The following is a 14,560-nucleotide window of genomic DNA, read 5'->3' as shown; positions in this document are numbered from 1 at the left end:
GATTGTGTAACCCGTCAGCCGGTGAACGCTTACCTACCGGCTGATGGCTGCCTCTGGCTGGTTCAGCATGGCGATCAGCGGATTCTTTGCAAGAACATAGTCTCGCATCAGGTATCCGATCAATAGACCCAATACGAACCCGCCAAGATGAGCAGCCCAGGCCACGCCGCCCTGGGCGGTAAACATCCCGAACAGATTGATCAGGCTCCAGATCAGGAAATACCAGTGAGGGGCCAGTTTCTTCTGGTAGATGACGATCATGAATGTCAGGCTGGCATGGCGGAACCACATGAGATAGAGGCCGAACAGGGCCGCGATGGAGCCGCTGGCGCCTACCAGTAGCAACGGTCCTTGAGAGGCATCAAACAGCATAAGCTCTGCCAGTGCGGCGACCACCCCAGACAGCAGATACAGGCCTAGAAAAGTCCAGTGGCCCAATGCGTCTTCCAGGTTGTCGCCGATAATCCACAGAAAATACATGTTGCCGACAAGGTGCATCAGCCCACCGTGAACAAACTGGTAGGTAAACAGTTGCATGGCTACATGGGCTGCACTCGGGGAATCTGAGTTAAGGCCAAGGTTCAGAAAGATCCATTCGTTGGAGCCGGCGTCATAGACGCCGCTGAAGAAGACTAGTGTGCATAGTGCGATGAGTAACCATGTCATCCAGGGTGTGCGATGAGGCTGGATGTTGTATTCAACAGGCATGGCCGTGAAGAACTGGAACACCCAGGATTTCCAGGTGACCTTTTTGTTCAGTTCCGCCAAGGCATCCTTAAGCAACGGGGAGTGAATGACTTGATCCACTTCATGCTGGTCGAGCCAGACACCGTCGCAGGTCGGGCAGCAGTCGATCTCCACGCTGTAATCGGCCAGTAACTGGTAGTGCGTCATGGGAACCCTGCACCTGGTGCACTGGCGATTGCTTACGCCCAGTTTCGGCCCCAGGTGCTGTTCATGATCGTAGTGCTCAATATGATCGTGGTGGCCGGTTATGGCGCAGTTCAGGCTGCCATCCTCAAACCACACCCCATGGCAATGCCGGCATTCAGCAATTCGTTGGTCGCCTCCCTGGAGTGGCCTCAGGGTGCGGGTGCCGCAGGCAGGACAGTAGGATTTCACAGTTGCTCCATAACTTGCTGATCACGCTTTTCCAGGAACCAGTCAAGAGTTTGGGTGAGGGTCCAGGCCGCAAGCATGTAAATCTGGCACATGATCAGAAGGCCGAAGGTTCCGGAAACAAGATGTATAACGACTAGCGGGATATTCGCGACGACAAACAGGATTGTGAGCGAGCCATCTTTGACCTTTTTTCGGATGTGGTCCTTGAGTTTGGCCGGTTGCCACCGCTGGATCGACTGCACTTCCGCCGGGGTTAATTCCGCCACAATCCGGGAATCCACGTCCAGATGCCAGCCACTAGCCAGGGGGGTCTTCAGGTCAAGGTAACTGCCCTCTGATCCTTGGCGAAGCTCGAGTGCCAGGGACGTGCTTTGCTCTGAGTTCAGATGACTGATGGTGCGATTGGCCAGATCAACAGAATACACGTGCCGCCCGGTGCCGAAGGAAACGCTTGCTGCCGTTAGAGCCAGCCAGAGGCCCGCCCAGCAATACAGAATCAGTAACAGGTTGTTCTCGCCCCATGCTGTGTAGGTAAACGGCACCACAAAGCCGTAAGTCAGCACGGCGATTACCGGGAACCAAACCACGAGCAAACTGGTCAAGGCCGACCGGTTGCCGGCAAGCAGAAGTTGCCCTGCATAACGGTTGTGGTTTCGGATTTGTTTCAGGCTATCTAGCGGGTTAGTAACCGCCTGAGACGGTTCCATGCTGGCGGTCGTCATGACTTACAGATTCCTTTCTATCGGAAGAAATACCAATTCATAGGGCAAACCGGCACTGAGCCGTTGTATGTTCTGGGAGCCGGTCCCGCCAGTCACATCGGAAAGTGCTAAAGCGTAATCTGTGCCGTTCGCTCGCAGGCTGTGCAGAAGAAACATCGGCTCACCGGGAGGCGTGGTGCCGCGCCAGACTTTTTTCACCGGGCGGATCAAGCCTCTGGCAAAAGGTGGTAGCGCGTCCTTTGAGGACAGTTTTTCCAGCAGGTCGCTGGTGCCTGCCAGCGTTCCATGTTGAAGCAGAAGTTGGCCATTGCGACGGAGCCCGACCACCGCATCGGGCCACGTCAGTTGGCGCCATCGTTCCAGGGATTCCAGTACCGGCAGTTCCCCGGTGTCAAAGCCATTCCAGAACTTAGCCAACTTGCGGAGATCGGTCTCTGACAAGACGGTAAGGCTGCGTTCGTACGGTCCGGCCGGCTCGCCTTTATGCCACACGGTTTCGTACTCCACTTTCCTTGAGCTGTACCGGCTTGTAGGAGAATTGTCGATACCGCGAATGGCGATGATTTGCCCTGTGCCCCAATCGCCGTCGGCGTAGGCCCAGGATGTCAGCGTTTGAATGTCCGTAACGCGAAAATTGACCAAGGCGCGGTTGACGCAGCGGACCAGAAAGCGGGGATGAGTTCCTGCCCGGGCGAGCACTGGGGCTTCGCAGGTTTCCGGGTCAATGCCGAGGTCTGTGTGCGCTAGCGGTTCGTCTTTGTTGGGCTTCAGCCAGCGCAGGGTCTCCGGTGTTTGCGTTAGCCGCTGCTGAAGGTCTTCGGCGAGTGCCGATATTGTTGTTTCTGCTTGCGTTGTTACGGTGGTGAACAGGCAGGCTACCATTGCCAAGGCGCTGAAAGTGGGTTTAACCATGATCGATCAGCTCCTTGCAGCCTGCATGGTTTGCCTGGCGGTGGAGCCAAAGCCGCCACGCTGGCTGGTGCCGGTGAAGGTTCTGCTGGTGCTGGCTGCCAGTTGGCTTTTTGTTCGTGTTACGGGATCACGAAGATTCTGGTTGCCAAGGTACTGGCCGTTGGCCATCACATAGTGCCAGAGGAAGGGCGTGTGGCTGCGATAAGTCGAGCCCTGGCCTTCATCACCACTGCTGCTCAGGGTCTCGTCGGAAATGCTGTACACCGGCTGCAATTGCCTGTCATCCAGAGTTTCCGGCGCGGGCTTGCTTCCCTCATAGGTGCCATCAAGGATGGATTGATCGACCAGAAAGCCCGAAAAGGGAGGGCGATAGTAGCCATCTGCTGTGCGCTCGCAGATGGAGAGATCGTCAATACCGCACCAGCCATTTTCACACGAATTGTTGACGGTTACGTGAGCAAAGTCCGACTCACATTGGTGGCGAGAGGTGTACTTTGGGGCGAGTGACGGATGCCGGTTTGCTGCCTCTGCGTTCAGTGTCTCGCAATAGTCCTGCGCGCCTGGCAAGGCGGTCTGGCATGCCTGCAGGTCCCGAAAAACCCGGACCTCCGAATGCAGTGGGTCCAGGCCAAGCACGACGAAGGGCGTAGCACCCATCAGCACCAGCGTTGCGGTCTGGGAGCGTTTCTGACGACGGGTACGGGTTGGCAGTATGGCGTTTGCCTCGTCCTGAGTGGCCATGGAGTGTCCTTCTCCTGTATGCAGTTTGGGCGGGAATTTATAGCAAGCGAAAGGAAAGGTCAATCCGGTTGGATTTGGCGACTTTCCCGGGTGTGGAAATACCGGTAGACTCCCGCGCTTCAGGAAAGTAATAGACTGGCCCGCCTCAGGAGAAGGACGCTCCATGGAACGCATACAAATGGCTCCCCGCCCGGATTGGTGCTCTCAGGCGGAATCCTATGGATTCCATTTTCATACCCTGGAGGGCGAACCCTATTGGGATGAAACCGCTTGTTATCGGTTTACGCTTGCCGAGATTGAAGACGGTATTGAGTCACCCACCGAGGAACTTCACGCAATGTGCCTCGATCTGGTGGGTGAGGTGGTCGCAAGCGAGCGCTTGATGGATCAATTGGCGATACCCGAGAAAGCTTGGGACCTGATCGCCGAAAGCTGGAAGTTCTCTGAACCGTCACTCTATGGGCGAATGGACTTCTCATTCGATGGCACGGGGCCTGCGAAGTTCTATGAATACAACGCTGACACCCCAACCTCTCTCTATGAAACCGGGTTCTTCCAATGGTTGTGGCTTGAACAACAGATTGAGCGAGGGCAGCTGCCGGCAGGCGCCGATCAGTTCAATCGTTTGCAGGAGGCCCTGATCGAGCGGTTGGCAATGATTGGTCGTGCAGGGCAGTCGTTTCACCTGGCCTGCTGCCGGGACCATCCCGAGGATGCCGGTACCATTGAGTATCTTGCCGACTGCGCGGATCAGGCCGGGCTCAGTCCCAAGACCCTGTTTATTGATGAAATTGGCCTTGGAGAGCGTCAGCGATTTGTTGGCCTTGATGATGAGCCTGTTGATCAATTGTTCAAGCTATACCCTTGGGAATGGATGTGGCAGGAATCTTTTTCCGATTATGTGGGTGCCAGTGGCACCCAGTTTGTCGAACCGCCATGGAAGCTGATCCTGTCGAACAAAGGTATCCTGCCTTTGTTGTGGGAGCGCCATGAGGGCCATCCGAATCTTTTGCCAGCCTGGTTTGAAAGCGATAAGCGATGTGATCCGGGCCTCGAACGCTGGGTTCGCAAGCCGTTGTTCTCCAGAGAAGGTGCAAACATTGCGATTGAAACCGGCGCCGGAGTGGAGGCTCAGGTTGAGGGGCCATATGGCGATGGGCCAACCATCATTCAGGGTTGGTGTCCGCCTCCCCGTTTCTCCGGACACTATTGCCTAATCGGGAGCTGGGTTGTGGGTAACGAGGCTGTCGGGATGGGTATCCGTGAAGACAATACGGCTATCACGCGCGACACGTCGCGGTTCGTCCCGCATTTCATAGACGGCTGACGAGCGCCGCTATCCTGCCAGGTAGTTGCTCGCAAACGCCTGCAATTCCCCCGCCACCCGCTGCCGAATCGCGGCGCGGTCGTTGGGATCTAGCCCGTACTTCTTCGCCAGTACCTCAAAATCCTCATCCCTCAGGGTGATGGTCAACCGGGGCCTGGCGCGATTCTTACGGTAAGGCAGTTGCAGGACTTTGCGCACCATATCAGCGGTGGTCATGTCCTGCAGGGCGGCAGATACCCGGAAGGCGCGCTGGATGTCGTTGGAGAGATCAAAGGCCAGTTGTACCGCCTGAACCGCTTGCTCTTCTTTTGACCAGTCCGGTTTCTTTGCCATTGGCTTAGCCTGGATAGGCGCCCCCGTGTTGGGGGCGCGCAACGTGTTACTGAGCCTGGTTGCCTTTCAGGCGGGCAAGGACATCGTTTACCGCGTCTTGCTCGCTATCAATGCCAGCGGCCTTCAGTTTCTCATCCAGGTCTGCCCCGGTGAGTTCTTTCTCAAGCGTAGCGCTGGCGGTTTGCCGGTCTTCTTCCCGGGCCTGGCGATCGCGGATTCGCTCCAGCGTTTCCTTGGCAGTGCTCAGGGACGACTGGTTGCTGTTGATATTGGTGTCGATCTGGGCGGTGGTGCGCAGTACTCGCTCGTTGGTTTTCACCACCTGCAGTTCCCGGCGGTAGTCGGCCAGCTGCTTTTCTGCCCGCTGTACGCGCTCTTTCAGGCCGCTGATGCGCTGTTGCAGCAATTCGCGGGTCTGGGTCAGTTCCCCGGCGCGGCGTTCGTGGCCCACAATGCGTTCTGCCACTTCCCGGGCCAGGTCTTCCTGGCCGGCGGCCAATGCCTTGCTGGCGTCCTGTTCGCGTTTGCTGGCGCTGTCCTGCTCAACGCGGATCTGCCGGGCCAGCGATGCGGATTCGGCCATCAGGGCAGCCAGTTCCTGCTTGGCCTGTTTCAGTTCCTGTTCGGCGTCTCGCAGTTCCTGCTCCAGAATGCGGTTGCCCTGGCCATCCACAACGGCTTCACCCAGTTCGTTAACGCCACCGCGCATGGCGGTCAGAATTTTCTTCAGTACGGTTCTCATGGTTCAGCCCTCACTCAAGCCAGGTAGTCTTCAAAAGTCTGTAACAGGTCGATGGCATTCTCGGCAAGCGTGACCAGTTCCTGCATGATTTCGGTCGTACCGGAGGTGGGGCTCAAGGCGCCATACACCACGTAATGATCGCCGGTTCTTCCCAGTGCGCTGAGGGGCATGGGTACGCTCAGCCGGAGCATGTTTTCATGCAGTTCGTTCAGGCGTTCCGGGTTCAGTTCCTGTTCGTCAAAAAGGTACGCAAGGCACAGAATCTGGGTGTCGGTTACGGTAACGTACACCGGCGTTTCTTCAGCGCCGGAAACGACCACTTGCAGTACCGGCTCGTCACCGGCTACGGGCATCACATCAAAGGTACGGCCTGCATGGGTAGCATCACCCAAGGCCAGGGTGAGGGATTGAGTGTCCACGAATAGCTCCTTCCTGTGGCATTGAATCGGTTCGGCCGATCCGGACGAACCTTGTCCTGTCGCTTGACATTTTATGTCAATAAGCCGAGTCTATACTCCGCAATTAAATATTTGCAAGAAATAGTTTGTTTGCGTTATAAACAACGCCTAATTGTTGACATGAACTGTCACCCCTTGGATTTACCGGAACGGATGTCTGGTCGCGTATGGAAACATTCTTCGCAGTTGCGTTCTCCTTCCCGACGGTGGTTTTCTCCGTACTGCTTTGCGTGGCCATCATCTATTGGCTGATTTCGCTCTCTGGTATGGGCGATGTCGATGCCGAGGGTGATCTTGATGTTGCCGGTGATTTCAGTGGTCTGATGGTGACCCTCGGGTTGCAAGGTGTGCCCCTGCCGCTGGTGCTCACCCTGTTGTTCCTGGCTGGCTGGTTGACCAGTTATTTCATTGTTCTGGCCTTGGGCGCACTGGTGCCGTCGGGCATTCTGCACTGGTTGTACGCGCTGGCGGTGCTGTTCACAGCCCTGGTTGCCGGCCTGTTGGTCACGTCCATTGTCGTTCGTCCCCTTCGGCCCCTGTTTCGCCGTGCCTATCTGCCGCCTCTGCAAAAACGCATTATCGGAACACCCTGCGTGGTGATTTCCTCCTCGGTTTCTGAAACATTCGGGCGGGCAGAAGCCCATCTGGACGGTGCCCACCTGGTGTTGCAGGTGCGTAGCCATTCCCCGTTGTCCCATCGGGAGCGGGCCATCCTCATTGAACATATTCCGGATGCCAACGCCTGGTGGGTGGTGCCGGAAGCTGAATTTCTGTCCGGCGACTCCGCCGGTTAACCCTGCACAAGCGTCCTTCCAATCAGCTCAGGAGAAAGCGTAAATGGATTTATCTTGGATCATCCCGGTCTTCATGACTGTCGGCGTTCTGGTCTTGTTGATACTGGGCATTCTGGCCCTGTTCAAGGCTTTCTATCGCAAGGTTGATCAGGGGCAAGCCCTGATCGTGAACGATCTGTCGCCCACCCCGAAGGTGTACTTCACCGGCGCCATGGTTCTGCCGGTTATTCACCGTTCCGAGACCATGAAAATCTCGGTCATTACCCTGGAGCTGAACCGCACCGGTAAGGAAGGGTTGATCTGTAAGGACAACCTGCGGGCGGATATCACCGTTGCTTTCTACCTGCGGGTCAACGAAACCGCAGATGATGTCTTGCGGGTTGCCAAATCGGTTGGGGTTGGCCGTGCCTCTGACCGCGATGCGGTCAACGAACTGTTCAATGCCAAGTTCAGTGAAGCGCTGAAAACGGTTGGTAAGAAGTTGGAGTTCATGCAGCTGTTCGAAGAACGGCAGCGGTTCCGGGATTCCATTGTTGAAACCATCGGCGAAGATTTGAATGGCTACATCCTCGAAGACGTGGCCATCGATTACCTGGAGCAAACGCCGAAAACCTCTCTGGATCCGAACAACATTCTGGATTCCGAGGGTATCAAGCGCATCACTGAAATCACTGCGCTGCACAACGTAGAAACCAACCGCCTGGAGCGTGACCAGGAGCTGGAAATCCAGCGCAAGAATGTGTCCGCTCGTGAGGCTTCTCTGGAGCTGGAACGCAGTCAGGCGGATGCCGAAGCCCGCCAGCGCCGCGAAATCGAGACGTTGCAGGCCCGCGAAACCTCGGAAACCGAGCAGGTTCGTGAGCAGGAGCGCGCCCGCGCTGAAGCGGCTCGCATCAAGACCGATGAAGAGCTGGCCATTGCCGAAGAAAACAAACAGCGCCAGATCGAGATGGCCATGAAGGCCCGTGAGCGTGCGGTGCAGATTGAGGAAGTGCGCATTCGCCAGGCCCGTGAGCTGGAAGATGTAAACCGTGAGCGTGCGGTGGAAATCGAGCGCATCGGCATGGAAAAAGCGCTGGAAGAAGAGCGCAAGGAAATTGCCGACATCACCAGCCAGCGTATTGCGGTTGAGCGAAACGTGGCGGAAGAGGAAGAGAACATCAAGGATGTTCGTAACCGTTCCGAAGCTGAGCGTTTGAAGGTGAAGAAAGTGGTTGCGGCCGAAGCCGACGCCGAAGAGCTGAAGCTGATGGATGTGAAGGCTGCGGAAGCAGCGTTTGAACGTTCCAAGCTGGAAGCCGAGCAGGTGCGTGTTAAAGCACAGGCAGATATGGACGCGGCCGAGAAGAAATCGGTGGCGGATGAGAAGCTGGCCCGTGGTCGTCAGGCGATGGCAGCGGCCGATGGCCTGGCCGATGCCCAGGTCAAGGAAGCTCAGGCAACCGCGATCCGTGCGGATGGTCTGGCCCGTGCTGAAGTTAAATCGGCCACCGCGAAGGCTGACGAAGAAGCCGGCCTGGCCGAAGTACGCGTGCTGGAGCAACGCCTTGAAACCGAAGCCATGGGCGAAGAGAAGCTGGGTCTGGCCAAAGCGGATGCCCGTAAAGCCATGGTACTGGCGGATGCGGAAGGCGAGCAGCGCATGGGTCTGGCCAAGGCCGATGCCCGCGAAGCCATGGCCAAGGCCGAAGCATCTGGCCTGGTCGAGAAGCTCAAAGCCTACGACAACATGTCTGAAGAGGCACGTCACTTTGAAGAGTTCCGCATGAACCTGGAAGTTCATGAGAAGGAAGTGATGGCGCAGATCGAAGCCCAGAAAACCGGCCTGCTGGAAAATGGTCGCGTGATGGCGGCGGCCCTGAAAGACGCCAAGTTTGAAATGATTGGCGGCGACGGCGGCATCTTCGAGAAGTTTGCCCAGGGGCTGGGTTACGGCAAAAGTGTGCAGGGCGTTCTGGATAAGTCGCCCTCGCTGCAGGCAGCCCTGGCCGGCATCGCCGGACGGGTTTCCGGTGAGAAGTCCAGCCGGACTTCGGAAACCGCCTGAAGCTCCAGTGACCGCCGGACTTAGCTTCGGCGGTCACTGTTCCCTTTCAGATTTCCCTTCAGTTCAGGATGATTTGGTATGTCGACGGATCGCACCGGCCTTGAAAGCATTGTTCAGGAAGGCTCTGCCTTCGAAACCATCCAGCGGCGGCTGAAAGAGCAGGGCGGGCAGCTCCGGGAGCAGGTGTCCGGGTTGAATCAGGCCCGGGAAGAGGTTTTCGGCAGTGCCGGCATGAACGTACTTGGCCGGGCCCGGGTCAGAACCGAAAACAATGCCATTGCACGCGATGTGGTTCGTCTTGGGGACAAACTGCTGTTCGGCTTCAATCTCCAGCTCGGCTTGCGCAAGTCTCTGGCGGTTGAGGATGTGTTCCGGCTGTACCACCTGAATGACGGCGACAGCGGTTTCGAAATGACCGAAGCCGCCATCGAAGGCTCTTTCCTGACCGATGCCCGCTTCGCCACAGACTTCCGGGAACTGCAGCAGTACTACAACACCGCCACCCTGTCTCAGCTTGTCATCCTCAAGGGCATGTTGCTGATGGCGTTCCGTATTGGGGACAAGCTGGACGACCTGAGGGTGTTCCGCTGGGAACTGAAGCCGGATGGCAACGTAAACCGATACGTGGACAACCGGGGCGAGCGCGACCTGACCTTCCCGGACCGTTTCAGCTTCCCCTGGAAAACCGTTGGCCGTGACAGCCAGGTACAGGGCCGTTCGCCGCATCTGAACATTGCCGACACCCTGTTTGTTGACAACCTTCGGGGCAACATCACTTTCAAGGTGGAGAACAACACCGCCACCGGCGAGGGCATCTATCAGGACGCGGTGGAGTCTGACTCCCAGTCCCTGGACGACGCCAGCTTTGACTACGCTGACCTCGGCGAGATTCTGCTGGTGCGGATTCTGCCGTTCAACGAAAAACACTGGCGCTACTACCTGTTCAATCGCACCCAGCGCAAGGTTGAACGGGTGGATGCCATGGCCGGCTCGGTGGCGTCGTTGCCGGACAATCATGGCCTCATATTCCCCTCCGGCTATTACCTCACCACCGGTGAACTGAAAACCTTCCAGATTCCGGAAGGGGATTTCCGGCTCAAGCGCACCCTGCGCTCACCGAACGGTGAGGACATGCTGTATGTGTTCTACGAGCAACTCACCGGGCAGGTGATTCTGTTCCGATACAACCTGATCCGGAAACAGGCGGATGTGCCCCTGATTGGCCATGGCTTCGCACTGTTCGAGAACGGTCATCTGGTGGTCTTCAATGCCGATAACGAACCGACCCTGGTGCACCCGCTGCAGGTATGGGAAACCCCGTTTACCTCCGAGAGCTTCCATGCCCAGGCCAGCGTGGCAAACGATTCGGAACTGGCTCGGATTGGCAATCCGGAACTGGTGCGGGGCATTGCCGAATTAAACACGGTAGTGACGCTGGTGGACTCCTCCAGCGCCAGTGAGCGCCACTTCACCAGCCTGATTCGCACCGTTGACCGGGTGCTCGACCAGTTCTTCTGGCTGTCTGGCAGGCAGGAAGAGGTTCTGTTCTCTGGGCTTCATCAGCACCTGACAACCATCCGTGGCACTGCGGAACTGGTACTGGATGAGTATGAGAAAGTTCAGAGCATCCGGGCGCAGACGGAAACCGCCATTAATGATGTGGCTGAGGCTCAGGGCATTTTGATGCGAGACCTGAAGCCGGACAGCTGGAAAGCGCCGGATCAGTTCGTCAGTTACCTGGCCCGCCTGCGCGAACATCGGGGGCGGGTGCGCACCCTGAATGATCGGCGGTATGCCGATAAGGCCCGTATCGAAACGCTGGAAAGCGATCTGGCCGAGGCTGAGGAGCGGCTGACGGAGCGAACCTTCCGTTTTCTGGCCTCACCGGAGGCGCTGGATGGTTACCGCAAGACCCTGACCGAATTGCAGACCGACCTGGCCGAGGCCGACACCCGGGATACCCTGCGCAAGATTGTAGACCGCTACCGGGAGCTGACTTCCGGGCTGGATATGATTCAGGGCATGCTGGCGTCCATGGCCGGTGACGATGCCGCCCTGGAAACCGCCATCACCGATAACATCTCCGGCATCTACGCCACCATCAACCAGCAGCGCTCGGAAGCGGAACTGCGCCTGAAAGAGCAGGGCAGTGCCGAGGCCCGGGCCCAGTTTGCCGCCCGGCTGCGGTTGTTTGAGCAGAGCCTGGCCAACGGCGTGAGTTCCCTGACCGATGTGCGGGAATGCGATGGCCTGATGACCCGTATGCTCGACCAGTTGCAGGAACTGGAAAGCCAGTTTGGCGAATACGATGAGTTTCTTGCCGCCATTCTGGAGCAGCGTGAGAACGCCCACGAAAGCATTGAGGCCCGGCGCCAGCAACTGCAGGATCAGCAGCAGCGCCGGGTAACGACACTCACCGATGCCGCCGAACGCATACTCCGGAACGTCACCCGGCGGACCGAGCGGTTCGCCAGCCCGGAAGAACTGCACGCCTTCTTCGCCTCCGATGCCATGGTGGCGCGCCTGCGCAGCATGGCCAAAGAGCTGCGGGAGCTGGGCGCGGCCATGGAAGCGGATGACTGCCTGGGGCAGCTCAAGGCCGCCCAGGACACCGCGCTCAGAAGTGTTCGTGATAAAGCCGATATCTTTGAAGATGGCGGCGCCGTGATCCGTTTGGGCAAGCACCGGTTCAGTGTCAACCAGCAGGAGCTGGACCTGACGCTAATCCCGCGAGACGACCACGTGCTGCTCCACCTGACCGGTACCCAGTATTATGAGCGCCTGGACGAGCCAGAGCTGGACCGCCTGCGCGGCTACTGGAACATGAGCCAGCCGTCGGAGTCAGACAAGGTCTACCGGGCCGAGTACCTTGCGGCACTGGTGATTGAGGAATTCCGGCAGGCATCTGATCTGCCCGTCAACGTGGCCGATCTGGATGAGCTGACCGACTACATCCGCAAATTCGCCTCCCCCCGCTACCGTGAGGGCTATGAAAAAGGCATTCACGACCACGATGCCGCCTTGATCGTCAGTACCCTCTGGCCGGCTATCCAGAGCGCCGGATTGCTTCGATTCAGCCCCAAGGCCCGTGCCCTCGCCATGCTGTACTGGGCCGAGGTGGCCCGGCAGGATCTGGCGGCACAACAGTTGCGTTCACGCTGCCTGTCTGCCGGTATTCTCAGCCGGATGATGCAGTCGAATGAATTGTTGTACTCCCTGGAGCAGGAACTTGCTCCGCAGATGTCGGAGTTTGTCGCCCATCATCAGCTGGCGCTAGCGGAAAAAGGCAGTGCCGAGCGTACCCTGATTGAGTCGGCGGCCCAGTATTTAGTGCAGCAGCTGGCGGAGGAAAACGAGCAGTTTGATATCACCCGTTATGCGGGTGAGCTGGCGGCCGGTTTCACCGAATCCCTGAAACGGGATAACCAGTTTGCGCAGTACCAGCAAGCACTGGATGTGGTGAGCGGCCAGCCGGCGGCTCGCTGGACCATTGCCCAGCATTGGCTGAAGGCCTGGATGGGCAAAACCGACCAGCAACACCTGATGCATTACCTGCCGGAAGTGGTGGCCGTCCTCAATGTGGGCGATGCCATCAAGACCGGCGTTCGCAGCGTTGAGCTGGCCTTTCATGTGGAAGGCCTGCTGGGCCAGCACAGCCGCATCAACGAGCGCGCCCTGAGCCTGCAGCTGGACGAGTTCGATGAGCGCCTGCGCTACCACCGGCAGGAAATCATTCCCGGCTGGCAGCAATTGCAGGAAGTCCGCCACAAAGTCCTGGAGCGCTGGCGCGATCAGCTGCGCCTTGAGGAGTTCCGGCCCCGGCCGCTGTCGTCTTTTGTGCGCAACAAATTGATCAGCGAAAGTTATCTGCCGATCATCGGCGACAACCTGGCCAAGCAGATGGGTACCGCCGGTGAAGACCGGCGCACAGACCAGTCCGGCCTGTTGATGATGATTTCGCCACCCGGCTACGGCAAGACCACCCTGATGGAATACGTGGCAAACCGCCTGGGCCTGATCTTCATGAAGATCAACTGCCCGAGCCTGGGCCACGATGTCACCTCCCTGGACCCGGAAAAAGCGCCGCACTCCACCGCCGAGGCAGAGCTGATCAAACTGAACCTGGCCCTGGAAATGGGTAACAACGTGATGCTGTATCTGGATGATATCCAGCACACCCATCCGGAGTTCCTGCAGAAATTCATCTCCCTGTGTGACGGCACCCGGCGCATTGAGGGGGTCTGGCGCGGCCGCACTCGCACCTACGACATGCGCGGTAAACGCTTCTGTGTGGTCATGGCCGGTAACCCCTACACCGAGAGCGGTGAAGTGTTCAAAGTGCCCGACATGCTCGCCAACCGGGCCGATATCTACAACCTGGGTGACGTGCTCTCAGGTATGGAGCACGCCTTTGCACTGTCCTACATCGAGAACAGCCTGAGCTCCAACCCGGTGCTGGCGCCCCTGGCCACCCGTGGCATGGCGGATTTCTACCGCTTTGCCGACCTGGCCGAAGGCAAGTCGGTGGCGGACTCCGATTTTGAACACGATTACAGCGCCGCCGAGCGGGACGAAATTGTCTCCCTGCTGAAAAAAATGATCCGGGTGCGGGAAACCGTGCTGCGAGTGAATCAGGCCTACATAGCCTCCAGTGCCCAGGCCGAGGCCTATCGCACCGAGCCGACGTTCAAGCTGCAGGGCAGTTACCGGAACATGAACAAGCTGGCAGAGAAGCTGTCGCCGATCATGAGTGAGGAGGAACTGGAAGCCCTGATTGATGACCACTACCAGGGTGAATCCCAGCTGCTGACCCAGGGCGCGGAAGAAAACCTGCTGAAACTCAAACAGATGCGCGGCACCCTGAGCGAGGCAGAAGCCGCCCGCTGGCAGTCGATCTGCGAAGAATACCGCCGCCGCCAACAGGCCGGTGGTGATGAAGAAACCGGCGTGAAAGTAGTGCGCCAGCTGGGCCTGATTTCCGAGCACATGCAGCAGTTGGGACAGCAATTGGTGGCCGGAATGGACAGCCGAAGGGAGTCCGAACCAGATCTCGACAAGGCCTTGAGCGAGTTGTCCCGCTCGCTGGAAACCGGCCTCACCGAAGGCCTGCAATCGGTGCAGCTCAACCCGGCGGTCACCGTCAACCTGGACAGCCCACCCCAGGTGGGCGATGCCCTGATGGCGTTTGCGAGGATCTTCGAGGAGTCCATTGTGCCGCTTGTGAAAACCATGGATGGCAAGCTGGACCTGGATCTGAAAACCCAGCAGGAAATGAGCCGGGTGTTGAGGGTGATTCGGGAGTTGCAGGAGCGGCTGCTGACCCAGTAGTCGGTAAATGTTGATGGTATACAGGCAGGCCGCT

At 58.1% G+C, this 14,560-nt stretch carries 11 protein-coding genes; 4 read left to right on the top strand and 7 right to left on the bottom strand.

All coding sequences use genetic code 11. The annotated features are described in order from the left end of the window. Positions 1-33 precede the first annotated feature (33 nt). The 4 genes from FIV08_RS18175 to FIV08_RS18160 are packed head-to-tail and all read right to left on the bottom strand — an operon-like array spanning position 34 to position 3,497. Positions 34-1,122 carry a rhomboid family intramembrane serine protease gene (locus FIV08_RS18175; RefSeq protein WP_152439363.1) on the bottom strand — a complete coding sequence of 363 codons (1,089 nt, stop codon included), beginning with the start codon at positions 1,120-1,122 and terminating at the stop codon, positions 34-36. Further along, on the bottom strand, positions 1,119-1,844 hold the full coding sequence (locus FIV08_RS18170; protein WP_152439362.1) for a hypothetical protein: 726 nt from the start codon (positions 1,842-1,844) through the stop codon (positions 1,119-1,121). The genes FIV08_RS18175 and FIV08_RS18170 overlap by 4 nt, the downstream gene beginning before the upstream one ends. Before the next feature lie 3 nt (positions 1,845-1,847). Continuing rightward, positions 1,848-2,756: a hypothetical protein gene (locus FIV08_RS18165; RefSeq protein WP_152439361.1), complete on the bottom strand. Its 909-nt coding sequence runs from the start codon at positions 2,754-2,756 to the stop codon at positions 1,848-1,850. Positions 2,757-2,762: 6 nt separating this feature from the next. Further along, positions 2,763-3,497 (bottom strand): DUF1190 domain-containing protein, encoded by a 735-nt coding sequence (locus tag FIV08_RS18160; RefSeq protein ID WP_172972299.1) that lies wholly within the window; start codon positions 3,495-3,497, stop codon positions 2,763-2,765. A gap of 163 nt (positions 3,498-3,660) precedes the next feature. Between FIV08_RS18160 and FIV08_RS18155 the strand changes: the two genes are divergently transcribed. Continuing rightward, a complete protein-coding gene (locus FIV08_RS18155; RefSeq protein ID WP_152439359.1) occupies positions 3,661-4,824 on the top strand; it encodes a glutathionylspermidine synthase family protein in 1,164 nt (387 codons plus the stop codon). 9 nt (positions 4,825-4,833) lie between these two features. On the opposite strand, the gene FIV08_RS18150 is transcribed toward FIV08_RS18155, so the two are convergent. The 3 genes from FIV08_RS18150 to FIV08_RS18140 are packed head-to-tail and all read right to left on the bottom strand — an operon-like array spanning position 4,834 to position 6,318. Continuing rightward, positions 4,834-5,157, bottom strand: coding sequence for a hypothetical protein (locus FIV08_RS18150; RefSeq protein ID WP_152439358.1), 324 nt, complete (start codon positions 5,155-5,157; stop codon positions 4,834-4,836). 46 nt (positions 5,158-5,203) lie between these two features. Next, positions 5,204-5,899: a PspA/IM30 family protein gene (locus FIV08_RS18145; protein ID WP_152439357.1), complete on the bottom strand. Its 696-nt coding sequence runs from the start codon at positions 5,897-5,899 to the stop codon at positions 5,204-5,206. A gap of 14 nt (positions 5,900-5,913) precedes the next feature. Further along, positions 5,914-6,318, bottom strand: coding sequence for a YjfI family protein (locus FIV08_RS18140; protein WP_058091627.1), 405 nt, complete (start codon positions 6,316-6,318; stop codon positions 5,914-5,916). Between the two features lie 206 nt (positions 6,319-6,524). On the opposite strand from FIV08_RS18140, the gene FIV08_RS18135 reads away from it, so the two are divergent. From FIV08_RS18135 to FIV08_RS18125, 3 genes are all read left to right on the top strand, one after another. Beyond that, positions 6,525-7,151 carry a hypothetical protein gene (locus FIV08_RS18135; protein ID WP_152439356.1) on the top strand — a complete coding sequence of 209 codons (627 nt, stop codon included), beginning with the start codon at positions 6,525-6,527 and terminating at the stop codon, positions 7,149-7,151. 43 nt (positions 7,152-7,194) lie between these two features. Next, entirely contained in the window at positions 7,195-9,198 is a 2,004-nt protein-coding gene (locus tag FIV08_RS18130; RefSeq protein WP_152439355.1) for a flotillin family protein, read from the top strand. Between the two features lie 78 nt (positions 9,199-9,276). Then, the gene (locus FIV08_RS18125) at positions 9,277-14,526 is read left to right on the top strand and encodes a DNA repair ATPase (protein ID WP_152439354.1); all 5,250 of its coding nucleotides are present in this window, start codon (positions 9,277-9,279) and stop codon (positions 14,524-14,526) included. Positions 14,527-14,560: the final 34 nt, after the last annotated feature.

This window comes from Marinobacter sp. THAF197a, from assembly GCF_009363275.1.
In the GTDB taxonomy this organism is placed as follows: Bacteria; Pseudomonadota; Gammaproteobacteria; order Pseudomonadales; family Oleiphilaceae; genus Marinobacter.
The sequence above is the reverse complement of the archived record's forward strand: the minus strand, read 5'-3'. Positions and strand labels throughout refer to the sequence as shown.

Excerpts from the sequence above, each read along its gene's own strand:
- FIV08_RS18170 (WP_152439362.1), bottom strand. The coding sequence starts at position 1,844 with ATGACGACCGCCAGCATGGAACCGTCTCAGGCGGTTACTAACCCGCTA.
- FIV08_RS18165 (WP_152439361.1), bottom strand. The coding sequence starts at position 2,756 with ATGGTTAAACCCACTTTCAGCGCCTTGGCAATGGTAGCCTGCCTGTTC.
- FIV08_RS18160 (WP_172972299.1), bottom strand. The coding sequence starts at position 3,497 with ATGGCCACTCAGGACGAGGCAAACGCCATACTGCCAACCCGTACCCGT.
- FIV08_RS18155 (WP_152439359.1), top strand. The coding sequence starts at position 3,661 with ATGGAACGCATACAAATGGCTCCCCGCCCGGATTGGTGCTCTCAGGCG.
- FIV08_RS18150 (WP_152439358.1), bottom strand. The coding sequence starts at position 5,157 with ATGGCAAAGAAACCGGACTGGTCAAAAGAAGAGCAAGCGGTTCAGGCG.
- FIV08_RS18145 (WP_152439357.1), bottom strand. The coding sequence starts at position 5,899 with ATGAGAACCGTACTGAAGAAAATTCTGACCGCCATGCGCGGTGGCGTT.
- FIV08_RS18135 (WP_152439356.1), top strand. The coding sequence starts at position 6,525 with ATGGAAACATTCTTCGCAGTTGCGTTCTCCTTCCCGACGGTGGTTTTC.
- FIV08_RS18130 (WP_152439355.1), top strand. The coding sequence starts at position 7,195 with ATGGATTTATCTTGGATCATCCCGGTCTTCATGACTGTCGGCGTTCTG.
- FIV08_RS18125 (WP_152439354.1), top strand. The coding sequence starts at position 9,277 with ATGTCGACGGATCGCACCGGCCTTGAAAGCATTGTTCAGGAAGGCTCT.